Genomic DNA, 22,452 nt, shown 5'->3' on the forward strand with positions numbered 1-22,452 from the left:
TGTTTGATTGCTGCGCCAGCTTATGGCTGCCGGGCTCTGGGAGAAATCCCACAAGCGACCGTGATTGTTCCGGTCAAACAAAATCAAGGAATCCACCGTAGAGGTTTACCGCTATGCCTGAGTACAAGGCCCCCTTGCGTGATATCCGCTTCGTTCGCGACGAACTGCTCGGCTACGAAGCGCACTATCAGAGCCTGCCTGGCTGCCAAGACGCCACCCCGGACATGGTTGACGCCATTCTGGAAGAAGGCGCCAAGTTCTGTGAGCAGGTAATCGCCCCCCTCAATCGTGTGGGTGACCTGGAAGGTTGCACCTGGTCCCCGGAAGGCGTGAAAACCCCGACCGGCTTCAAGGAAGCCTACAAGCAGTTCGTCGAAGGCGGCTGGCCTTCCCTGGCCCACGACGTTGACCACGGTGGCCAAGGCCTGCCGGAGTCCCTGGGTCTGGCCGTCAGCGAAATGGTTGGCGAGTCCAACTGGTCCTGGGGCATGTACCCGGGCCTGTCGCACGGTGCGATGAACACCCTGTCCGAGCACGGCACCGACGACCAGAAGCACACCTACCTGACCAAGCTGGTATCCGGCGAGTGGACCGGCACCATGTGCCTGACCGAACCGCACTGCGGTACCGACCTGGGCATGCTGCGCACCAAGGCCGAGCCGCAGGCTGACGGCTCCTACAAGGTGTCCGGCACCAAGATCTTCATCTCCGCTGGCGAACACGACATGGCCGATAACATCGTCCACATCGTGCTGGCCCGCCTGCCCGACGCGCCGCAAGGCACCAAAGGCATCTCGCTGTTCATCGTGCCGAAGTTCAACGTCAACGCCGACGGTTCCGTGGGTTCGCGCAACGCCGTTTCCTGCGGCTCGCTCGAGCACAAGATGGGCATCCACGGTAACGCCACCTGTGTGATGAACTTCGACGGCGCCACCGGCTTCCTGATCGGCCCGGCGAACAAAGGCCTGAACTGCATGTTCACCTTCATGAACACTGCCCGCCTGGGTACTGCTCTGCAAGGTCTGGCTCACGCCGAAATCGGTTTCCAGGGTGGCCTGAAGTACGCTCGCGAGCGTCTGCAGATGCGTTCCCTGACTGGCCCGAAAGCGCCGGAAAAAGCCGCTGACCCGATCATCGTCCACCCGGACGTGCGTCGCATGCTGCTGACCATGAAAGCCTTCGCCGAAGGCAACCGCGCGATGGTGTACTTCACCGCCAAGCAGGTCGACATCGTCAAGTACAGCCAGAACGAAGAAGAGAAGAAAGCCGCCGACGCGATGCTGGCCTTCCTCACTCCGATCGCCAAGGCGTTCATGACCGAAGTCGGCTTCGAAGCGGCCAACCACGGCGTACAGATCTATGGCGGCCACGGCTTCATCGCCGAGTGGGGCATGGAGCAGAACGTTCGCGACAGCCGTATCTCCATGCTGTACGAAGGCACCACTGGCGTTCAGGCCCTCGACCTGCTGGGTCGTAAAGTCCTGATGACCCAGGGCGAAGCGCTGAAAGGCTTCACCAAGATCGTGCACAAGTTCTGCCAGACCAACGAAGCCAACGAGGCCATCAAAGGCCTGGTCGAGCCGCTGGCCAAGCTGAACAAGGAGTGGGGCGACCTGACCATGAAAGTGGGCATGGCCGCGATGAAAGACCGCGAAGAAGTCGGTGCCGCCTCGGTGGACTACCTGATGTATTCCGGTTACGCCTGCCTGGCCTACTTCTGGGCCGACATGGCTCGCCTGGCTGCCGAGAAGATCGCTGCCGGTACCGCCGACGAAGCCTTCTACAAGGCCAAGCTGCAGACCGCGCGCTTCTACTTCGCCCGTATCCTGCCGCGTACCCGCGCGCACGTCGAAGCGATGCTGTCCGGCGCCAACAACCTGATGGAAATGGATGAAGCCCACTTCGACCTGGGCTACTAAGAACCTGCCGCGGATCTCTTGATCGTCGGCCATGCTGTGTTGAAATTGGGCTCGGACTGCTCATTTACATCTTGTAAATTCCGCGTCCTCGCCCAATTTCGCCTTACCTGGCTCTAGCTCAAAAGACCCAAAACAGGCTCTACGCTCTTCCGACCTCAGGTCAGAAAAACCGCAGCCTCTGGCTGCGGTTTTTTTTCGCCCGGAAAAATTGCAGTTAGTCGCCAGCTGCTGAAAATGCGAGCTATTACTGATGTCGGAATGCCCATGTGCAGGCAGAATGCCGCATTCCGTAGCAGTGCCTTGCCGCACTGGAGTGCTTGCCGTGTTCCCGCTTGCCGCCGTCCGCTTCAGTCATTTCCTCCTGCCGCTGCTGTTGCTGCTCGGCGGTGTGCTGGCTGCGCGCCTGGCAGTGCTCAACGAATTCTTCCTGTCGCTGTTCAATGTGCTGCCGACCCTGCTGTTGCTGCTCGGCGGCGCCTTCTGCGTGGTCTACAACCGCCAGCGCGAGCTGTCGCTGCTGGTAGTGGTGTACCTGGGCTACTTCCTGCTCGATACGCAGACCGATTACTTCCGCCAGCACGCCAAGGTGCGTGAGGACGCCGCGCTGGTGTTCCACCTGTGCAGTCTGTTGCTGCCGCTGCTGTACGGCCTGTTCGGCGCCTGGCGCGAGCGCAGCCATCTGCTGCAGGACCTGGTGGCGCGCGCCGCCGTGCTGCTGGCGGTCGGCAGTGTGGCCGTAGCCGTGGCGCAGCGCTTTCCCGAAGCGTTGCAGCGCTGGTTGACGGAAATCCACTGGCCGCTGCTGCATGGCAGCTGGATGAGCCTGATCCAGCTGGCCTACCCGCTATTTTTGATCGCCAGCGTGTTGCTGCTGGTGCAGTATTTGCGCCAGCCGCGGCCGCTGCATGCCGCCCTGCTGTGCGGCCTGCTCGCGCAACTGTGGATGTTGCCGCAGACCTTCATCCTGCCCCATGCCCTGCAGGTGATGAGCAGCCTGAGCATGCTTATGCTGGTTTCGGCCGTGGCGCACGAGGCCTACCAGATGGCCTTTCGCGACGAGCTCACCGGTCTGCCGGGGCGCCGTGCGTTGAACGATCGCCTGGAGCGCCTGGGGCGCAGCTATGTGATCGCCATGGCCGACGTCGATCACTTCAAGAAATTCAACGACACCCACGGCCACGATGTCGGCGATCAGGTGCTGCGCCTGGTCGCCGCTCAGCTGCGCAAGATCGGTGGCGGCGGCAAGGCCTATCGCTATGGCGGCGAGGAATTCACCCTGGTGTTTCCCGGCAAGAGCCTGGCCGAATGCCTGCCGCACCTGGAGGTGGTGCGCCAGGCCATCGAGGTCTATCGCATCCAGCTGCGCGACAAGCAGCAGCGCCCACAGGACGACAAGCAGGGCCGTCAGCGCCGCGCCGGCAGCAAGGCCGGCGAGGTTTCGGTGACGGTGAGCATGGGCGTGGCCGAGCGCGGCCTGGAGCAGAGTCGTCCGGAAGAGGTGATCAAGGCTGCCGACAAGGCGCTCTACAGTGCCAAGAGCGCCGGGCGCAACTGCATTCGCAGCCCCGGCCAGCGGCGTGGTGCGGTCAAGCTGGAAAGTGCCGACAGCTGAGCGCAGCGATCTAGCGGGTCGGTGCCGAGGCGGGTGGCGAGTGCCTGATGCGTTTGCCGGCCGAGCACTTCGCCCTCTGACCGGCGGTTTAGTGCTGCAAGAGCCCGCCATTTAGCGGGTTTTTACGTTGCGGCGTTATGTAAACGGGCTATGACTATTTGGTCATGACGCGACCCTATGTGTCTGAAAAGTTGTTCGGTTAAACTTCGAGCACTTCCGTATACCTGCTGGTTCGTTCGAGGATTGCTCCATGGCTGACTACAAAGCTCCCCTGCGCGACATGCGCTTCGTGCTCAATGAAGTGTTCGAAGTTTCCAAGCTGTGGGCCCAGTTGCCGGCCCTGGCTGAAGTGGTGGACGAAGACACCGCCGCCGCCATCCTCGAAGAAGCCGGCAAGGTCACCGGTGGCGTGATCGCCCCGCTCAACCGCAGTGGCGACGAAGAAGGCTGCTCCTGGACCGACGGTGCGGTGAAAACCCCGGCCGGTTTCCCCCAGGCCTACCAGACCTATGCCGAAGGCGGCTGGGTTGGCGTCGGTGGTGATCCGGTATTCGGCGGCATGGGCATGCCCAAGGTGATCTCGGCCCAGGTCGAGGAAATGGTCAACTCGGCCAACCTGTCGTTCGGCCTGTACCCGATGCTGACCGCCGGTGCCTGCCTGTCGATCAACGCCCACGCCAGCGAAGAGCTGAAAGAGAAATACCTGCCGAATATGTACGGCGGTACCTGGGCTGGTTCCATGTGCCTGACCGAGCCGCATGCCGGCACCGACCTGGGCATCATCCGCACCAAGGCCGAGCCGCAGGCCGATGGCAGCTACAAGATTTCCGGGACCAAGATCTTCATCACCGGCGGTGAACACGACCTGACCGAGAACATCATCCACCTGGTACTGGCCAAACTGCCGGACGCCCCGGCCGGGCCGAAAGGCATCTCGCTGTTCCTCGTGCCGAAGTTTATGGTCAACGCCGACGGCTCGCTGGGCGAGAAGAACTCGCTGTCCTGCGGCTCGATCGAGCACAAGATGGGCATCAAGGCTTCGGCCACTTGCGTGATGAACTTCGACGGCGCCACCGGCTGGATCGTCGATGCGCCGAACAAAGGCCTGGCCGCGATGTTCACCATGATGAACTACGAGCGTCTGGGCGTGGGCATCCAGGGCCTGTCCCTGGGTGAGCGCAGCTACCAGAACGCCGTGGAATACGCCCGCGACCGCATCCAGAGCCGCGCGCCGACCGGCCCGGTGGCGAAAGACAAAGCCGCCGACCCGATCATCGTGCATCCGGACGTGCGCCGCATGCTGCTGACCATGAAAGCGCTGAACGAGGGCGGTCGTGCCTTCTCCAGCTACGTGGCCATGCAGCTGGACACCGCCAAGTTCAGCGAAGACGCCGCCACCCGCAAGCGCGCCGAAGAGCTGGTTGCCCTGCTGACCCCGGTGGCCAAGGCCTTCCTCACCGACATGGCGCTGGAAACCACCACCCATGGCCAGCAGATCTTCGGCGGCCACGGTTATATCCGCGAGTGGGGCCAGGAGCAGCTGATCCGCGACTGCCGTATCACCCAGATCTACGAAGGCACCAACGGCATCCAGGCGCTCGACCTGGTCGGTCGTAAAGTGGTTGGCAGCGGCGGTGCGTTCTACAAGCACTTCGCCGAAGAGATCAAAGCCTTCACCGACAGCGCCGACGCCTCGCTGGCCGAGTTCGTCAACCCGCTGAAAGAGGCCATCGCCAACCTGGAGCTGATGACCGCCGACCTGCTGGAACGCGCCAAGGCCAACCCGAACGAAGTCGGCGCCGCCTCGGTCGAGTACCTGCAGGTGTTCGGTTACACCGCCTACGCCTACATGTGGGCCCTGATGGCGCGTACCGCTCTGGCCAAGCAGGATCAGGACGAGTTCTACCGCACCAAGCTGGGCACCGCGCGCTTCTTCTTCGCCCGCCTGCTGCCGCGCATCCACTCGCTGACCGCTTCGGTCAAGGCTGGTAGCGAAAGCCTGTACCTGCTGGACGCTGCGCAGTTCTAAAACTGGCGTGGTAACAGCAAAAGCCCCGGCCTGATCAGCCGGGGCTTTTTCTTGCCCCATGCCGATCAGTCGTCATGATCGTGACGGCGATGTTTCTTGTGCTTCTTGTGTTTCTTGCCGTGGTGATGGTCGTCGCTGTAATAGCGGCGGCGATCGCTGTCGTGCCCGTCGTCGCTGTCGCCATAGGCATTGCCCAGTGCGCCGCCGGCGCCACCGCCGACGGCGGCGCCGATCAGGCCGCCGGTGTCACCGCCGACTTTCTGCCCGATCACATTGCCGCCCGCCGCGCCCAGGCCGCCGCCGATGGCCGCTTCGGTACGGTTGCGCTTGTCTGCGCCGACCGCGCTGCCGGCTGCGCCGCCGAGCCCGGCACCAATCGCGGCGCCGGTATCACCGCCGACCTGTTGGCCGACCACCGAGCCCAGCGCGCCACCGAGGGCGCCACCGACGCCGGCTTCGGTGTTGCCGGCGAATGCGCCGGCGCTGGCCAGGCTCAGGGAGAGCAGGAGCAGAGAGGAATACTTCATGGATACAAAACCTCTGGGTGGGTAACGCGCGCATCCTGCCAGCGCACGGCGCGCAGGCAAGTGCTAAGTGCGGGGCTTGCGAGGTGTTTCACGGCCTCGGAAAAATTGCTGCGGCTGGGCGAACTCGCGGCCCGTCAGCGAGTCAGGCCAAGTTAGCCGGTCATGCTGCAGGACGCCTGCAGATCCGCGCAGAGCAACCGGTAGTCTTCCACTGCGGCAAACTCCTCGGTGTCCTTGGCGCCCTGGCGGCTGTCCGGCTGGCGCACCGCCAGCAGTTGGGCCACGCCAAAGCGTCCGGCGCTGCGCAGGATCGGCAGGCTGTCGTCGATGAACAGGCTGCGCGCTGGATCGAAGGGGAAGTCCTGCTGCAGGGCGAACCAGAACTGCTGGTTTTCCTTGGGGAAGCCATAGTCGTGGGAGCTGATCAGGCGGTCGAAGTAGGGCGCCAGTTCGACCCGCTCCAGCTTCAGCGACAGCGAGTCGCGGTGGGCGTTGGTGATCAGTGCCACGCGCTTGCCGGCACTGCGCAGAGCCTTGAGAAAGGTGTCGGCATCCGGACGCAGGGCGATCAGGTGGGCCACCTCGCGCTTCAGCTCGCGTACCGAGAGGTTCAGTTCGCGGCTCCAGAAGTCGGTGCAGTACCAGGACAGCTGGCCGGCGTGCTCACGGAACAACGGCAGCAGTTCGGCCTCGGCGGCCGCGCGGCTGGTGCCATGCACTTCGGCGTAGCGCTGCGGCAGGTGTTCCAGCCAGAAGTGGTTGTCGAAGTGCAGGTCGAGCAGGGTGCCGTCCATATCCAGCAGGACGGTGTCGATGTCGGCCCAGGGCAGCAGTGGCATGATGAATTCTTGCGTGAAATGGTTAACAGAAGTGTGCGGATGCAATATCCGCCACGGACAATCCGGATCAGCAGGGTATGATACTCGTTCGTTTCAAGGAGTGATCCCATGCGTGAGAAACCTGTCGTGCTGGCCCGCGAGATCGTTGCGAGCAGCCGCCTGTTCCGCGTCGAGGAACTGCAGCTGCGCTTCGCCAACGGTGTCGAGCGGACCTACGAGCGCCTGGTCGGCAAGGGTTCCGGTTATGGCGCGGTGATGGTGGTGGCGATGCTCGATGCCGAGCATGCGGTGCTGGTCGAGGAGTACTGCGGCGGTACCGACGACTACCAGCTGTCCCTGCCCAAGGGTTTGGTCGAGCCCGGCGAGGACGTGCTCGATGCGGCCAATCGCGAGCTCAAGGAAGAGGCCGGTTTCGGCGCTCGTCAGCTGGAGTGGATCGCCGAGCTGAGCCTGTCGCCCGGCTACATGAGCCAGAAGATCCAGGTGGTACTGGCCCGTGAACTCTATGAAGAAAGCCTGCCGGGTGACGAGCCCGAGCCGCTGCGGGTTGATCAGGTCAGCCTGCGCGAGCTGAGCAGCCTGGTGCAGCACCCCCAATTCACCGAGGGGCGCGCTCTGGCGGCCCTTTATCTGGTCCGAGACCTGTTAAGCCAACGCGGAGAATTTCGCCTGTGAGCCATCCCTATCTGTCGGCGGTCATCGCCCTGGTGCAACGTGCCGGCCAGGCTACCCTGCCGCATTGGCGTAACGATGTGGTAGTCAACGAGAAGGCCGATGCCTCGCCGGTGACGGCCGCCGACCTGGCCGCCCATCACATCCTCGAAGCCGGCTTGCTGGCGCTGGCGCCAGATGTGCCGGTGTTGTCCGAAGAAGACAGCGAGATTCCGTTCGGCGAGCGTGCCGCCTGGCAGCGCTGGTGGTTGGTCGACCCGCTGGATGGCACCAAGGAATTCATTTCCGGCAGCGAGGAGTTCACCGTCAACGTGGCCCTGATCGAGCGTGGCCAGGTGGTATTCGGCGTGGTCGGCATCCCGGCCAATGGCCGCTGCTACTACGGTGGTGCTGGGCTGGGTGCCTGGCGCATGGAAGCCGGCGGCGAGCCGCAGGCGATCAGTGTGCGCCTGGCACCGGCCGAGGCCTTCACCCTGGTGGCCAGCAAGCGCCACTCCAGCCCGGCCCAGGAGCGTCTGCTCGAAGGTCTGTCCGAGCGTTTCGGCGATCTGCAACTGGCCAGTGTCGGCAGCTCGCTGAAGTTCTGCCTGCTCGCCGAAGGCAATGCCGACTGCTATCCGCGCCTGGCGCCGACCTCGCAGTGGGACACCGCAGCAGCCCAGGGCGTGCTGGAAGGCGCCGGCGGCGAAGTGCTCGACCTCAAGGGCGAGGCGCTGACGTACGAGGCGCGCGAGTCCTACCTCAACCCGTCCTTCCTCGGTCTGCCGCAGGCAGCCGCCTGGCGTGCCGAGCTGATCCAGCTGGCACGCGCGCTGGACTGAAAACCTGTTTACGATCTGCTGCGCGTCGGCCATCCGGCGTTAAAAACAGCCTCGGAATGCTCATTTACAGCTCGTAAACTGCGCTTCCTCGGCTGTTTTTGCCTTGTCTGGCTCTAGCTCGCGAGATCGTAAAACAGGTTTTTAGAAGGTCTGCTGCACGGCGGCCAGGCTGTGTTAAAAACAGGCTATAACCTGTCCCGTCAAAACGGACCCTGAGCATGAAAGACCACCGTGCCTACCTGGAGCAGCTGCTGCATCAGGACATCCCGCTGACCCAGGCCCTCGGCCTGGGGGTGTCCAGTTGGGATGGCAGCGAGCTGCGCTTGAGCCTGCCACTGGCGGCCAACCTCAACCACAAGAGCAGCATGTTCGGCGGCAGCCTGTATTGCGGGGCCGTACTGGCCGGCTGGGGTTGGTTGCACCTGCGCTTGCGCGAGGCCGGAGTGACGGACGGGCATATCGTCATCCAGCAGGGGCAGATCGACTATGTGCAACCGGTGCTCGGCGACGCCCTGGCCGCCTGCGCCGCACCACCCACGGCACAGTGGGACAAGTTCCTCGCCCTCTACCAGCGCCGTGGTCTGGCGCGCATTACCCTGCACAGTCGCATTCTGCTCGATGAGGCCGAGGCCGTGCGCTTCAGCGGCCAGTACGTGCTGCACCGCTGAGCCCAGGCGTAAGCCGAGGACGCTGAATTCCAGCGCCGAGACCCAGGCAGCGTCGCGCCGAGCCACTTCCCGGATTGCATCCGGGCTACTTGATGAAGCCCACGTCCTGCGCTCCAGTGTTCGCTTAAAACATGTCGCTGTAGCGCTCGTCCTTGCGATATAGCAGCGGCTGGGCAAAGCCCGGCACCTGGATGCCCTCGGCGCTGAACTGCAGTTGCTGGTCGTCGATCAGGTCATGGCCGAAGTTGTAGAGGATGTCGAACTGGCCGAGCAGGGCCTGCTGGTCATACTGGCTGGCGGCGGCGCGGGTGTGTTCGCGCTTGGCCTGCCAGGCGGCGAAGGCCGCTTCGCCATGGCGCTTGCGCAGCATGCGCTCGGCCACCTGCGGTGCCAGCAGGACGCCGGTGGCGTTGTTGCCGCCGAAGCCCTTGGAGTTGAGGAAGCACACTTCCATGCCTTCCATGCGGCGGTCACGCACATCCAGGCTGATGTGCTGGCGATGGACGTCGTCGGCGACCTTGTCGATGGTCTTCAGCCCTGGCAGCAGGCCGTGGTGGAAGGTGCCGAGAGCGGAGATCAGTTGGTCGCCGCTGGCCGGCGCCAGGGAGTGGCCGACGAAGGCCTTCACCGCAGTCACCGGCCAGGCTTCGATGCCGAAGGCGGCGGCCACGCGGTCGAGCAGCTCCGATTCGCTCACCCGGTTGGCCGGGGTGCTGGAACCGTGGGCGTGGACGAAGCTGCGCTGGCGCACGGCTTCGCTGCCGAGCAGTTGGGTGGCGCTGGCCACAGCCTTGGCCAGGGTCAGGTAGTTGCCGGGGCCGGGGGCGGAAATCGACTTCTTGAAGCCATCGGCATTGATGAACACGTCGGTCACCGCACCGTGGATATCGGCACCCAGTTGCAGGGCCAGCTCATCGTCCATCAACACGATGAACTGCGCCGATTCGGACAGGGTGAAGCCGCAGTTGTCACCGAACGGGCGGCTGGCGCGGCGGAAGTCGACGTCATCGTGGCCCTCGATCTTGCGCAGGCCTTCCTCGGTGGCCAGCGCGCCCATGGCGCCGTAGCCGTCGATGAATTCCTGGGTGATCGGCGCTTCGCTGTTGCCTACTAGCACCACGCGCGCCTGGCCGTTGGCGATCTGTTCGATGCCTTTCTGCAGGTTGTAGAGGAAGGTCGCGCAGGCGCCGGTGACGCTGCCGGTGGTGCCGACACTGCCCAGCACATAGGCGTTGATGAAGTCCGCCGGCATGCTGTTGAGGCCCAGCGGGCACTGCTTGGCGGTAACCCGGCCGCCCTTGAGGCGCGCCTGCAGCATGCCGCCGAAGCCGTTGTCATCCATCTGGCTCATGCCGCTGCCGGCGAACACCGCCACCTCGTCCGGCTGCACCTGGGCGAGGATGTCGCTCCACGGCAGGCCGGTGGAGCGCAGGGCGTCGGTGGCGCCGACCACGGCCATCTGCAGGCCGCGCGGGTGGAAGTGCGAGTGGTACAGCGCGGCGGGATCGAAGCCGCTGGGCAGCTGGCCGGCCGACTTCACCGGCAAGGCGCGGTAGCTGTCGACCTTGAATTCGCAACTGTCATGCAGGGTGACCCGCACCAGCTGCTCGTCGATCGACTCGACGCTCCAGTTGGCCGGCAGCGGTTCGGGCAGTTGCTTGCGCGCGGTGGTGAACTGTGTGGCGCTGACCGTCAGGCCTTTCTGCCAGTGGGCGGCATCCACATCCAGGTAGCGCTTCTCGATGCGCCGCACCAGGGTGCCGGCGAGGATCGTCTCGGCGTGCTGCGCCTCGATCTCGGCCAGGCTCAGGGGGGCGCCAGCCAGGCTGTGGTAGCGGCCATCGATGACCTGCACCAACTGCATCATCACGGCCAGGCCGGCCAGGGTCTGCTGGCGCGCGGCGCTGTCCAGGGTTTCCAGCACGGTGCGGCGGAAACCGTGGTGGAAGGAACTGCGGCCTGCGGCGTTATAACCGCCGAAACCCACGATGACGGGTAGTCGGGACATCACATGGAACTCCTGCAATCGACCTGTAGCACGCAGGGCAGGTGGGCGCAGGGGGTGCCGGGGCATATCCGACAGCAACAGGCTCCACAAGCCATACGGCAATGCCGGGTGGCGACTCAAATGAATCGGGATACCAGGGTGACGAGGTCTATGACTGATGAGTCACTCGCGGTCTTGCAGGTATTCAGTCCCCGTCGTCAGGGCTATTACCTGCGAAATCCAGGCCATGCTTGCGCAACTTGTCATGCAGGGTCTTGCGCGCGATGCCCAGGGCTTCGGCCAGGCTGCGCAGGGACGTGTGCGCATTGGCCATTTCCGCGCTGATCAGTGTGCGTTCATAAGCCTCCACCTGTTCACTGAGGTTATGCCCGCTGGCCACATTGGCCGACATGCCCGACAGCCGCTCGAGGCCCAGCTCCAGGCCAATGGCGAAGCGCTCGGCGGCGTTCTGCAGCTCACGCACGTTGCCGGGCCAGGCATGGCCGAGTAACTGGGCGCGCTGGGCGACTGGCAGGCTGCGGCTGGGCAGGCCGTGGCGGTTGCTGGCGCTGTCGGCGTAGTGCTGGAACAGCTGCAGGATGTCCTCGCCGCGCTCGCGCAACGGCGGAATGCGCAGCGGTGCGACGTTCAGGCGGTAATACAGGTCGGCGCGGAAGCGGCCCTGGTCGGCGGCCTGGCGCAGGTCTTCCTTGGTCGCGGCAATCACGCGGATATCCAGGGGGATCAGCTGATTGCCGCCGAGGCGTTCGACCACCCGCTCCTGCAGCAGGCGCAGCAGCTTGACCTGTACATCGGCGCTCATGCTCTCGATTTCGTCGAGGAACAGGGTGCCGCCATTGGCGAATTCGAACTTACCGATGCGCCGTTTTTGTGCGCCGGTGAAGGCGCCTGGCTCATGACCGAACAATTCGCTCTCGACCACCGATTCGGCGAGGGCGCCGGCGTTGATCGCGACGAACGGCCCCTTCTTGCGTGCAGAGAGGTCGTGCAGGGCGCGCGCCACCACTTCCTTGCCGGCGCCGGTCTCACCGAGGATCAGCACATCGCTGTTGATCGCCGCCAGGGCGCCGACCTGTTCGCGCAGGCGCTGCATGGCCGGCGACTGGCCGAGCAGGCGCGCACCGAGCTGGTTACGGTCGGCCAGGGCCAGGCGCAGGCTGCGGTTGTCCAGCACCAGGCGGCGCAGTTCCAGAGCGCGGCGCACGCTGTCGAGCAGCGCCTCGCTGGCGAAGGGCTTTTCCAGGAAGTCGTAGGCGCCGGCGCGCATGGCCTGCACCGCCAGCGGCACATCGCCGTGACCGGTGATCAGCAGCACCGGCAGCTCGGCGTCCTGTTCATGCAGCTGTTGCAGCAGCTGCAGGCCGTCGATGCCGGGCATGCGGATATCGCTGACCACCACGCCGGGCCAGTCGGCCGGGATGCGCTGGGCCACGTTCTGGGCATCAGCCAGGGCTTCGACGTGGAAGCCGGCGAGGTCGAGGGTCTGCGCCAGCGCCTGGCGCAGGTGGGCATCGTCGTCGATCAGCAGGATCTGGATGCGGCTGTCGATGGCACTGCTCATGAAAACTCCTCGGTTGCAGCCAGGTTGGCGCCGGGCGTGGCGTGGCGCAGTTGCAGGGTGATCTGCGCGCCGCCGTCGGGGTGGTTGGCCAGCAACAGCTCGCCGCCCAGGGCGCGCATCAGTGTCTCGCAGATGGCCAGGCCGAGGCCGAGGCCCTGGGTGCTGGTCTTGGTGGTGAAGAACGGCTCGCGCGCATGCTCCAGGGCCTGGGCGGAGAACCCCGGGCCATTGTCGCGCAGCAGCAGGTTGACGCCTTCGCCTGTGACTTCGGCACTCAGCCACAGGCGTCGTGGCGGTGCCTTCTCGCTGAGGGCATCGAACGCGTTGGCCAGCAGATTGCCGAGTACCTGGCGCAGCCGCGTTTCGCCGGCCTGGACCCACAGCGTGGCGTCCGGCAGGTCACGGATCAGCTCCACGTCCAGCGCCCGCCGACGCTTGGCTAGCAGGGCCAGGGCATCATCCAGCGCCGGTTGCAGCGCCACGCTTTCCGGCGCGTGCCTATCGCGCCGGGCAAAGGCGCGCAGGTGGGCGATGATCGAAGCCATGCGCCCGGTCAGTTCGCTGATCAGCCCGAGGTTGCTGCGCGCGTCGTCGAGGCGCTGGTGGTCGAGCAGCACGCCGGCGTTGTCGGCATAGCTGCGGATCGCCGCCAGCGGCTGGTTGAGCTCGTGGCTGATGCTCGCGCTCATGGTGCCCAGCGCCGTCAGCTTGCCGGCCTGGACCAGTTCGTCCTGGGTGCGCAGCAGTTCCTGCTGAGCCTGCTCGCGCTCCAGCACTTCGTCCTTGAGGCGGTTGTTCAGGGTTTCCAGATCGCGGGTGCGCTCCAGTACACGGATCTCCAGCTCGCGCTTGGCGCGGGCGTCCAGGGCGATGCGCTCGATGTAGTGGCGGCGGCGCTGCAGCAGCAGGCCGAGCAGCAGCAGGCCGACGAGCAGCGCGGCAGCGCCGATGATCAGGGTGGTACGCACCTGGCGATCGACCAGCTGACGCGGGGCAAGGATGCTGGCGGTCAGTCCGGTCTCCTGCAGCTCGCGGCTCTGGATCAGCCAGGCACTGTCGTCCAGTTGCAGCGGCGTCGGCGCTTGGGTTGGGTAGGGTTGGTTGGCGGCGATGGCGGCGCGCTCGGCGTTATCCAGCGGCCGGGTGGCCCGGAAGCGCCAGTCGCTTTGCGAGGCGATGATCACCACGCCGTTGCTGTCGGTGACCATCAGCTGCTCCGGGGTGTTGCCCCACAGAGACTCGGCGTCGTCCAGGTCGACCTTGACCACCAGGATGCCGATCACCCGCTCGCCGTCGCGCACCGGGCTGGAGAAGAAGTAGCCGCGCTTGCGCGAGGTGGTGCCGAGGCCGAAGAAGCGTCCCTGCTTGCCGGCCAGGGCCTCGCGAAAGTACGGGCGATAGGTGAAATCGCGGCCGATGAAGCTGTCCTGCTGGTCCCAGTTGGACGAGGTCAGGGTGATGCCCTGAGGGCTCATCAGGTAGATCACATCCGCGCCGGTCTCCTCGCGTACCTGGGTCAGCAGGCGGTTGGCCCGCTCCTGCTGGGCGCGGTCGTCCGGCGTGGCGAGCAGAGCGCGCAGTGGTGGCAGGTCGGCAAGGATATTCGGCAGCACCTCGAAGCGCCGCAGCGTGCCGAGCAGGTTGGCCACATAGAGGTCGAGGGTCTGGCGGTTCTGCTCGATCAGCTCGTCGCGGTAATAGCGCTCGGCCAGTTGCTGCAGCGGCCACAGCAAGGGCGCGAGCAGCAGGGCCAGCAGCGCCAGGCTGCGCCAGCGCGGGCGGCGGGGTGTCGGGGTTGGAGTCATGTTGCACTGCGCCTGAGAGACAGGCGCATTATGCACCGCACACCCTTAGAACCTGTTTACGATCTTTTGGACTAGAGCCAGACAAGGCAAAAACAGCCGAGGAAGCGGAGTTTACGAGCTGTAAATGAGCATTCCGAGGCTGTTTTTAACGCCGTATGGCCGACGACCAAGAGATCGTAAGCAGGTTCTTAGCGTGGACTGGCCAGGCATTCCAGCAGGGCGTCGTGCCAGTCCGGCAGGCGGATGTTCCATTCCTGTTGCAGGCGCGAACAGTCCAGGCGCGAGTTGAGCGGGCGCTGCGCTGGTGTCGGGTAGGCGCTCGAGGGGATCGGCTGCAGGCGTGCGCAGGGTTTGCCCTGCAGGCGCAGTTGCTCGCCGATGGCGCTGGCAAAACCGAACCAGGTGGTCTCGCCCAGGCCGCTGAGGTGATAGGTGCCCCAGGGGCCGGCCTGGCCATCCTGCCAGTGCTGGATCAGCTCGCCGGTGGCGCGGGCAATGCTGCCAGCCCAGGTCGGTGCACCGATCTGGTCGGCGACCACGCGCATCTCCTCGCGCTCCTGCAGCAGGCGCTGCATGGTCAGCAGGAAGTTCTTGCCATGCAGCGAGTAGACCCAGCTGGTGCGCAGGATCAGGTGCTGGCTGCCGACCTTGCGGATGGCGTCTTCGCCCGCCAGCTTGCTGCGCCCGTAGACGCCCAGCGGGCCGGTGGCGTCGTCTTCGCTGTAGGCGCCGTCCTTGCTGCCATCGAACACATAGTCGGTGGAGTAGTGGATCAGCGGCACAGCCAGCGCTGCCGCTTCCTCGGCCAGCACGCCGGGCGCCTGGGCGTTGATGGCGAAGGCCAGCTCCGGCTCGCTCTCGGCCTGGTCCACCGCGGTGTGCGCCGCGGCGTTGATGATCAGGTCCGGGCGCAGCGCGCGCACCTGGCGGCGGATCGCCTCGCTGTCGGCCAGGTTCAGCTGTTCCTGGCCGAGTACCAGCAGCTCGGCTTTATCGGCCAGGCTCAGTTGCAGCTCGCGGGAAACCTGGCCGTGGCGGCCTGTGATCAGCACTCTCATGGAAACAGCTCGGCGTCTTGCAGGCTCTTGCCGGCCAGGTCCTTGGCTGACAGTTGTGGCGTACCGTCGAACTGCCAGTCGATGGCCAGGCTCGGGTCATCCCAGCGAATCGAGCGCTCGTGGGCCGGGGCGTAGTAGTCGGTGGTCTTGTAGAGAAATTCGGCATGCTCGCTGAGCACCACGAAGCCGTGGGCGAAGCCTTCCGGCACCCAGAGCTGGCGCTTGTTCTCTGCCGACAGGCGCACGCCGACCCACTTACCGAAGTTGGCCGAACTGCGGCGGATATCCACCGCCACATCCAGCACTTCGCCGACGGTGACGCGCACCAGTTTGCCCTGGGCCTGCTCGATCTGATAATGCAGGCCACGCAACACGCCGCGCTGCGAGCGCGAGTGGTTGTCCTGGACGAACTCGCGCTGCAGGCCGGTGGCCTCGGCAAATGCCTTGGCATTGAAGCTTTCGTAGAAGAAGCCGCGCTCGTCGCCAAACACCTTGGGTTCAAGGATCAGCACTTCCGGCAGATCGGTTGGGATTACATTCATGCATGCTCTCCAGCCAGTTGATACAGATACTGGCCATAGCCGGTCTTGCCGAAGGCCTTGGCCTGGCTGAGCAGCTGCTCGCGGTCGATCCAGCCATGCTGGAAGGCGATTTCTTCCAGGCAGGCGACTTTCAGGCCCTGGCGGTGCTCGATGGTCTGCACGTATTGCGAGGCTTCCAGCAGGCTGTCATGGGTACCGGTGTCGAGCCAGGCGAAGCCGCGACCGAAGCGCTCCACGCGCAAATCGCCGCGCTGCAGGTAGGCGTTGTTGACGTCGGTGATCTCCAGCTCGCCGCGTGGTGATGGCTTGACCGCCTTGGCGATCTCGATGACGTCGTTGTCGTAGAAATACAGGCCGGTCACCGCATAGCTGGACTTGGGCTGCTTGGGCTTCTCCTCGATGGAGATGGCTTTGCCCAGGGCGTCGAACTCGACCACGCCGAAGCGCTCCGGGTCGCTGACCCAGTAGCCGAACACGGAGGCGCCACTGGGCTCGGCTGCCGCGCGCAGGAGCATTTCGCTGAAGTGCTGGCCGTGGAAGATGTTGTCACCCAGGATCAGGCACACCGGATCCTTGCCAATGAATTCTTCGCCGATCAGGAAGGCCTGGGCCAGGCCGTCCGGCGAGGGCTGCGCGGCGTAGCTGAAACGCACGCCGAACTGGCTGCCGTCGCCGAGCATCTTCTCGAATTGCGGCAGGTCGTGCGGGGTGGAGATGATCAGGATGTCGCGGATGCCGGCCAGCATCAGCACCGAGATCGGGTAATAGATCATCGGCTTGTCGTAGATCGGCAACAGTTGCTTGGATACGCCCAGGGTAATGGGGTGCAGGCGGGTGCCGGACCCGCCGGCGAGGATGATTCCTTTCATGCTGAGGCTCCAAGGCGTTCACGTTGATAGCTGCCGTCCTGTACGTGGCGGCACCATTCGAGGTTGTCCAAATACCACTGCACGGTCTTGCGCAGGCCACTGGCGAAGGTTTCCTGCGGCACCCAGCCGAGCTCGCGCTCGATCTTGCCAGCATCGATGGCGTAGCGCTGGTCGTGGCCGGGACGATCCTTGACGAAAGTAATCAGGTCTTCATAGCGCGCCAGGCCGGCTGGTTTGCTCGGTGCCAACTCTTCGAGCAGGGCGCAGATAGCACGCACCACGTCGATGTTCTTCTGTTCGTTGTGCCCGCCGATATTGTAGGTCTCGCCAACCTGGCCTTCGCTCACCACCTTGAGCAGGGCGCGGGCGTGATCTTCGACGAACAACCAGTCGCGTACCTGCAACCCGTCGCCGTAAACGGGGAGGGGCTTACCATCCAGGGCGTTGAGAATTACCAATGGGATCAGTTTTTCCGGGAAATGGAACGGCCCGTAGTTGTTCGAGCAGTTGGTCAGCAATACCGGTAGGCCATAGGTGCGCTGCCAGGCACGCACCAGGTGGTCGGAGGCCGCCTTGCTGGCCGAGTAGGGCGAGCTGGGGGCGTAGGGCGTGGTTTCAGTGAACAGGTCGTCCACGCCATGCAGGTCGCCATACACCTCGTCGGTGGAAATATGGTGGAAGCGGAACGCCTGTTTGCGCGCTTCCGGGAGACTCGACCAATAGGCGCGGGTGGCTTCCAGCAGCTGATAGGTGCCGACGATGTTGGTCTGGATGAACTCGCCAGGGCCGTCGATGGAGCGGTCGACGTGGGATTCGGCAGCCAGGTGCATGATCGCGTCCGGCTGGAACTCGCGCAGAACCCGACCGACGGTCTCGCGGTCGCCGATATCGGCCTGGACGAACTGGTAGCGCGGGTGGTTCTCGACTGAAGCGAGCGACTCGAGGTTGCCGGCATAGGTGAGTTTGTCCAGGTTGAGCAGCTCGTGCCCGCTGTCACCAGCTAGATGGCGTACGAGAGCAGAGCCGATAAAGCCTGCGCCGCCGGTAATCAGAATTCGCATGTGAGGCCGGTTATCCTTTACGCAAAAAAATGTGCGGGCATAGGGTGAAGCTTACTGCGTGGCTGTGCAAGTCACTGCTCATCCGGCTTCTGCCGGGCTTGCAAGGTTTCGTATAGCGCAGCCAACTCCGCTTTCTTCTGGTCGAAGGCTATCCGCAGCGCGGTATAGGCTGCAGTTGCATCATGTGCAGACTGATCAGCCCGTAGGCGTGATTGCTCCAATTCATCGAACGCATTGCGTAGTGCCATGTAGGCCTGCGAAGCATTTTCGAGAGCCGAGTCTTTTGCTTCCAGCAGGGTACTTAGCTCGGTGTTGCGCTGTGCTGATGGCGTGGGGAAATTCAGGCCTAGTATTGTGCCAGCAGCTGAGTCGCCGAGGATGCCCGCAATGTATTGGGGTTTGTGCAGCAGCAGCAGGGCAAGATCGTCATAGCTGTCAATGCGCGGCAGGTTGAGACCGTGCAAGGTTTCTGCAAGCGCATCGACGGCCTGCATGGAAATAAGCAGTAGGCCAACTTCCCGGGCATTGCCGAATATATTGATCGGGGAATGCCGGTGGTTCTGTTCGTTGAACGCCGCCACGTTTATTCCATAGGCAAGGTAGCCATGCTGCGTTGCCCATTCGAGGAAACCCTGACTACCGTGCAGCGAGTTGACCTCAAGGAAGATAATGGGCGCATGGGCGTTGATCGTTTGCTCCGCCCCCTGGAGAAGTTGCAGCTCCATACCTTCTACATCCACCTTCATGAAGTGGATGGGCCCAATATCCAACTCGTCGAGCGCCTGCATTTGCACTGTGATCGATTGTGCCCCGGCTAGCTGAATGGAGCTCGCGCTCGCGCGATTATGGCTCTCTTCCGCGAGCTGCAGGGTCATCTCGGTCGTACTGGTACTCAGCCCGATATTGAACAGTGCAATGTTTGCCTGTGGCGCTGCCAGCACATTTTGCTGCAGGATCTTGAATGTACTGGGCGTGGGTTCGAACGCGTAGACATTCCCGCTGGGACCCACTTTCTCGGAAAATGCGCGGGTATGCGTACCAATATAGGCCCCGGCATCAATTATCCGGTCGCCGGGGTTGATGAATGCGCATAGCAGGTCGATTTCCTGCTGTGCCCACTCGCCATATTGCCGAATGGAGTTGCAAATCAGGTCATCGTCCACGGTGATAAAGAAGTCGCCATAACGGGCTTCTATCTTGAGTGTGTCCGGAGGCGGCATTTGCTCTTCACGCATAACGGGCTCCAAGGCCTATGGCGCCATTGCAGGCGGGAGTTGATGGGGTGCGGTTGCTGGTGTCGAAGAGTTAGCGAGAGTCCAGTACCTCTCGGTAGAGCAGCATGTACCTTTCGACCATATGTTGACTGGTAAAGAGGGACTCATATCTCTGTTTTGCTTGCTGGCCCAGGGTTTCGCACAATTGTGGATCCGACCACAGCCTGTCCATGGCCGTACGCAAGGTTGCAGGAGCGCTAGGTGGGACCACAATGCCAGTCGTGCCGTCGATGTTGACGAAGGTTGTCCCTGTGCCAATTTCGCTGGAGATCAGTGCCTTCCCGTACATGGCGCCTTCCAGTAAGGAAATGCCGAAAGCTTCTGAACGCAGGTGCGAAGGAAACAGCACCGCATAGCAAAGCTGGAACAATGCCGCCTTGTCTTCCTCGCTCACTTCGCCGACCAGGCGCAAGTTGGTTAGACCAAGCTGTGCGGCCTGTTCGCGTAGCTCATTCTCAATTGGGCCTGCGCCGGCAATCACCACCGGATACGGCGAGCCGGCCATGGCTTCGAGCAGGATGTGCAGCCCTTTGTAGTAGCGCAGTACGCCCATGAAAAGGAAGAATTTGCTGCCTATCCGTGACTGCCATTTGTCCAGGGTTTGCTGGCTGGGCGAGACGTAGGTACTCCTGTCCAGGCCATAGGGAATCACCCGGATTTTTTCCCGATAGCGCTGCAGTACTTCGCTGGTGTCGACATAGTTCGGCGAGGAGGCAACTATTCTGTCCATGTGTGACAGAAAGCTGTGCATCAGGGGTTTATACAGCTGTAACAGGGTCTTTTGCTTGACGATGTCGGAGTGGTAGCTCACTACGCAGGGCTTGTTCAGCCTGCTGGCAAAGTGCACCAGATCCATGAATGGCCACGGAAAGTGGTAGTGCACCAGGTCGGCTTCTCGTGCCAGCTCCTTGAAGTCGGAAAAAGCGCTGAGGGAAAACGCCGTCGAGGCAATCTGGAGGTCGCGCTTGGAGCAATGGCTAAGGTGTTTGCCTATCGGCCGGTTACGGGCTGCTCCCTGTGGGCTGAGGAACAGTACCTCGGTGTCTATGCCATTGGCCTGCGCGCCTTCGGCAAGCTGATAGATGACCTGCTCGACTCCGCCAAAGCTGTCGGGATAGTAGCTCTTGTAGAAGTGCAACACTTTCATCAAATCTGCTCCAAATACCTGTACGCCGCGAGAGTGTCTGCAGCGCAGCGCGTCCAGGAAAAGGTTTGGCTATGTCGTAGCCCCTCGTCCCGTGCGAATGCTTGCCAGTCGGCATCTTCAAGACCCTGCTGCAGTAGGCTCGAAAGCCCTTCCACATCCTGTGGATCACCCTGCAAGGCCGCTTTGCCGGCCACCTCAGGTAATGAGGAACTGTTGGAGCAGACCACGGGGACACCGCTACTCATCGCCTCCAGAACGGGCAGGCCGAAGCCTTCATAGAGCGAGGGAAAGCAGAACAGACGTGCACCTGCGAACAGCGACGGCAGATCGTTGGCTGGGACAAACCCCAGATAACGAGCCCAGCCCTGCTGGCTCGCGCGCTCGATTGCCGTGTGAATGGCGTCGCTGCGCCAACCTTTGAACCCACTCAAAACCAGTGGCCAACGCTGGCGTACCGATAGTGGCAAGCGTTCGTAAGCACTCAGCAGGTTGAGCAGGTTCTTGCGTGGCTCAATGGTGCCGACATACAGGCTATAGCCACCGTGTGTCAGACCATAGTGATTGAGTGTCGTCCTAGTGGTATCGGCATTGCGCGGATGAAACTCAGCGCTGCTGGCCAGCGGCACGGCATGAATCTTATCCAGGGGAAAGCCGAAGTAGTCTGCAAGTTCAAGGCGGGTGAACGCCGAGTCGGTGATCAAGGCATTGGCCCGCCTGAGGGTCAGTTCCAATTCTTTCTGCATGAAGCGGATGCGTTCTGGCGGAGCACAATCGACCCACTTGAAGGGGGATAGGTCGTGAAAGGTGGCAATGCTGCGGCCAGGAAATGGTGGCAGATAGAAATTCGTGCCGTGATAGATAAAACTCTCGCAATGGCGTAAGGCACGTCGTTTGATCAGCGGCATCAGGCGGCGGTAAACCTCGCTGGCCAGTCGGCTTTTCTGGATGCGCTCTTTCAGGCGCTGGCTGCTCATCGCCTGCTCACCGGCCATTGGCAGGTGGGGGACAAAGCCAGTCATACCGAACAGGCGCAGCTCATCGACCTGCGGGTTTTGCTGCAGTGCCTGCGCCAGCTCATAGGTATAGCGCCCAATGCCAGTGAGCGGAAAGCGCACCGGCTCTACAGACAGGATGACTCTCATTGTCTTTCAGCCAGCATCCAGCGCAATGTGCTATCCAGTGATGGCGTGTCCCAGTCGCCAATCAGTTCGCGCAGGTGCGCGGCGCTCCCCCAGAGCGATCTGACCTCGTTGGCTCGGACAAAGGCCGGATTGACCCGAACCTCCAGTTGGTGCCCAGAGATGGTGGCGCACATCTCTATGACCTCGCGCAGCGAATGGCTGCGCTCCGAGCAAATATTCACCGTTGTGCCATTGACGCCGCACTCAAGCAGGCGCCGATAGGCGCTGACCAAGTTGCGTACATCGGTAAAGTCGCGCGAAACATCGAGGTTGCCGAGCTCGATGAGCGGTGCCTTGCGGCGGAAGTGAGAAACGATCTTTGGCAGCAGGAATTGCTCGGCCTGGCCTACTCCCGTGTAGTTGAATGGGCGAGCAATGACCAGCGGCAAGCGATCACACCACAGGCGCGCCATGGCCTCCATGGCCATCTTGCTGACGGCATAGTCATTGGCGGGGGCCAAGGCCGCGCTCTCACTGAGCATGCCGGGTGTGGCGTTGCCATACACATTGGCGCTACTGGCCAGCAGAACCCGCTCAGGCGCTTTACCCATACTGGCGATGGCTTCCAGCAGGTTGCGAGTGCCTATCACATTGACCTGGTAGAAGGCATTGGCATCACCGTGCTGGACGAATGCCAGGGCTGCCAGGTGGACAACATAGTCGGGTTGCAACTCCCCCAAGCAGGCCTGTAAGGCTTGCCCGTCGGTCAGATCCACTTGGCGGTAGTCCGGCTCCGGGCTGGCCTGCGAGCCGAGGCCAGTGACCCGGTAACCATGGCGGCGCAGTTCATCGACCATAAAGCGCCCGGTAAAGCCCAGGGCGCCGGTGATCAGGGCATGCTTGAGATGATTGTCCATGA

At 63.2% G+C, this 22,452-nt stretch carries 19 protein-coding genes; 6 read left to right on the top strand and 13 right to left on the bottom strand.

All coding sequences use genetic code 11. From position 1 onward, the window contains the following. Window positions 1–113 precede the first annotated feature (113 nt). The 3 genes from LRS11_RS07225 to LRS11_RS07235 all read left to right on the top strand — a co-directional run bounded on the left by LRS11_RS07225 (window position 114) and on the right by LRS11_RS07235 (window position 5,560). Window positions 114–1,919, top strand: a complete 1,806-nt coding sequence (locus tag LRS11_RS07225; protein WP_260496186.1) for a phenylacyl-CoA dehydrogenase — start codon at window positions 114–116, stop codon at window positions 1,917–1,919. A 277-nt stretch (window positions 1,920–2,196) separates the two neighbouring features. Continuing rightward, entirely contained in the window at window positions 2,197–3,531 is a 1,335-nt protein-coding gene (locus LRS11_RS07230; RefSeq protein WP_409519788.1) for a GGDEF domain-containing protein, read from the top strand. 250 nt (window positions 3,532–3,781) lie between these two features. After that, window positions 3,782–5,560, top strand: coding sequence for an acyl-CoA dehydrogenase C-terminal domain-containing protein (locus LRS11_RS07235; protein ID WP_260496188.1), 1,779 nt, complete (start codon window positions 3,782–3,784; stop codon window positions 5,558–5,560). Window positions 5,561–5,625: 65 nt separating this feature from the next. Here the strand turns inward: LRS11_RS07235 and LRS11_RS07240 are convergent, their stop codons facing one another. Together LRS11_RS07240 and yrfG are read right to left on the bottom strand one after the other, a co-directional pair. Beyond that, window positions 5,626–6,087 carry a hypothetical protein gene (locus LRS11_RS07240; protein ID WP_260496189.1) on the bottom strand — a complete coding sequence of 154 codons (462 nt, stop codon included), beginning with the start codon at window positions 6,085–6,087 and terminating at the stop codon, window positions 5,626–5,628. A gap of 152 nt (window positions 6,088–6,239) precedes the next feature. After that, window positions 6,240–6,926: a GMP/IMP nucleotidase gene (gene yrfG, locus LRS11_RS07245; RefSeq protein WP_260496190.1), complete on the bottom strand. Its 687-nt coding sequence runs from the start codon at window positions 6,924–6,926 to the stop codon at window positions 6,240–6,242. A 108-nt stretch (window positions 6,927–7,034) separates the two neighbouring features. Between yrfG and nudE the strand changes: the two genes are divergently transcribed. The 3 genes from nudE (at window position 7,035) to LRS11_RS07260 (ending at window position 9,087) form a co-directional block, all read left to right on the top strand. Further along, window positions 7,035–7,601 carry an ADP compounds hydrolase NudE gene (gene nudE, locus LRS11_RS07250; protein WP_260496191.1) on the top strand — a complete coding sequence of 189 codons (567 nt, stop codon included), beginning with the start codon at window positions 7,035–7,037 and terminating at the stop codon, window positions 7,599–7,601. Beyond that, entirely contained in the window at window positions 7,598–8,419 is an 822-nt protein-coding gene (cysQ, locus tag LRS11_RS07255) for a 3'(2'),5'-bisphosphate nucleotidase CysQ (protein ID WP_260496192.1), read from the top strand. Before nudE ends, cysQ begins: the two co-directional genes overlap by 4 nt. Window positions 8,420–8,637: 218 nt before the next feature. Further along, complete coding sequence (locus tag LRS11_RS07260; RefSeq protein WP_260496193.1) at window positions 8,638–9,087, top strand: thioesterase domain-containing protein; 450 nt, start codon at window positions 8,638–8,640, stop codon at window positions 9,085–9,087. Between the two features lie 124 nt (window positions 9,088–9,211). Here the strand turns inward: LRS11_RS07260 and LRS11_RS07265 are convergent, their stop codons facing one another. The 11 genes from LRS11_RS07265 to LRS11_RS07315 all read right to left on the bottom strand — a co-directional run bounded on the left by LRS11_RS07265 (window position 9,212) and on the right by LRS11_RS07315 (window position 22,450). Continuing rightward, complete coding sequence (locus LRS11_RS07265) at window positions 9,212–11,095, bottom strand: beta-ketoacyl synthase (RefSeq protein WP_260496194.1); 1,884 nt, start codon at window positions 11,093–11,095, stop codon at window positions 9,212–9,214. Window positions 11,096–11,279: 184 nt separating this feature from the next. Beyond that, the gene (locus LRS11_RS07270; RefSeq protein ID WP_260496195.1) at window positions 11,280–12,656 is read right to left on the bottom strand and encodes a sigma-54 dependent transcriptional regulator; all 1,377 of its coding nucleotides are present in this window, start codon (window positions 12,654–12,656) and stop codon (window positions 11,280–11,282) included. Next, a complete protein-coding gene (locus LRS11_RS07275; protein WP_260496196.1) occupies window positions 12,653–14,461 on the bottom strand; it encodes an ATP-binding protein in 1,809 nt (602 codons plus the stop codon). The genes LRS11_RS07270 and LRS11_RS07275 overlap by 4 nt, the downstream gene beginning before the upstream one ends. Before the next feature lie 188 nt (window positions 14,462–14,649). Then, window positions 14,650–15,519 carry a dTDP-4-dehydrorhamnose reductase gene (rfbD, locus tag LRS11_RS07280; protein ID WP_260496197.1) on the bottom strand — a complete coding sequence of 290 codons (870 nt, stop codon included), beginning with the start codon at window positions 15,517–15,519 and terminating at the stop codon, window positions 14,650–14,652. Beyond that, window positions 15,516–16,061, bottom strand: a complete 546-nt coding sequence (gene rfbC / locus LRS11_RS07285; protein ID WP_260496198.1) for a dTDP-4-dehydrorhamnose 3,5-epimerase — start codon at window positions 16,059–16,061, stop codon at window positions 15,516–15,518. Before rfbC ends, rfbD begins: the two co-directional genes overlap by 4 nt. Beyond that, window positions 16,058–16,930: a glucose-1-phosphate thymidylyltransferase RfbA gene (rfbA, locus tag LRS11_RS07290; protein WP_260496199.1), complete on the bottom strand. Its 873-nt coding sequence runs from the start codon at window positions 16,928–16,930 to the stop codon at window positions 16,058–16,060. Before rfbA ends, rfbC begins: the two co-directional genes overlap by 4 nt. After that, on the bottom strand, window positions 16,927–17,991 hold the full coding sequence (rfbB, locus tag LRS11_RS07295; protein WP_260496200.1) for a dTDP-glucose 4,6-dehydratase: 1,065 nt from the start codon (window positions 17,989–17,991) through the stop codon (window positions 16,927–16,929). Before rfbB ends, rfbA begins: the two co-directional genes overlap by 4 nt. A gap of 71 nt (window positions 17,992–18,062) precedes the next feature. Next, window positions 18,063–19,226 carry an FkbM family methyltransferase gene (locus LRS11_RS07300; RefSeq protein ID WP_260496201.1) on the bottom strand — a complete coding sequence of 388 codons (1,164 nt, stop codon included), beginning with the start codon at window positions 19,224–19,226 and terminating at the stop codon, window positions 18,063–18,065. A gap of 70 nt (window positions 19,227–19,296) precedes the next feature. Further along, window positions 19,297–20,412 (bottom strand): glycosyltransferase family 4 protein, encoded by a 1,116-nt coding sequence (locus LRS11_RS07305; protein ID WP_260496202.1) that lies wholly within the window; start codon window positions 20,410–20,412, stop codon window positions 19,297–19,299. Then, the gene (locus tag LRS11_RS07310; RefSeq protein ID WP_260496203.1) at window positions 20,412–21,554 is read right to left on the bottom strand and encodes a glycosyltransferase family 4 protein; all 1,143 of its coding nucleotides are present in this window, start codon (window positions 21,552–21,554) and stop codon (window positions 20,412–20,414) included. Before LRS11_RS07310 ends, LRS11_RS07305 begins: the two co-directional genes overlap by 1 nt. Further along, window positions 21,551–22,450, bottom strand: a complete 900-nt coding sequence (locus tag LRS11_RS07315; RefSeq protein ID WP_260496204.1) for a GDP-mannose 4,6-dehydratase — start codon at window positions 22,448–22,450, stop codon at window positions 21,551–21,553. Before LRS11_RS07315 ends, LRS11_RS07310 begins: the two co-directional genes overlap by 4 nt. Window positions 22,451–22,452 lie beyond the last annotated feature (2 nt).

The organism is Pseudomonas sp. J452 (assembly GCF_024666525.1).
Classification (GTDB): Bacteria; Pseudomonadota; Gammaproteobacteria; order Pseudomonadales; family Pseudomonadaceae; genus Aquipseudomonas.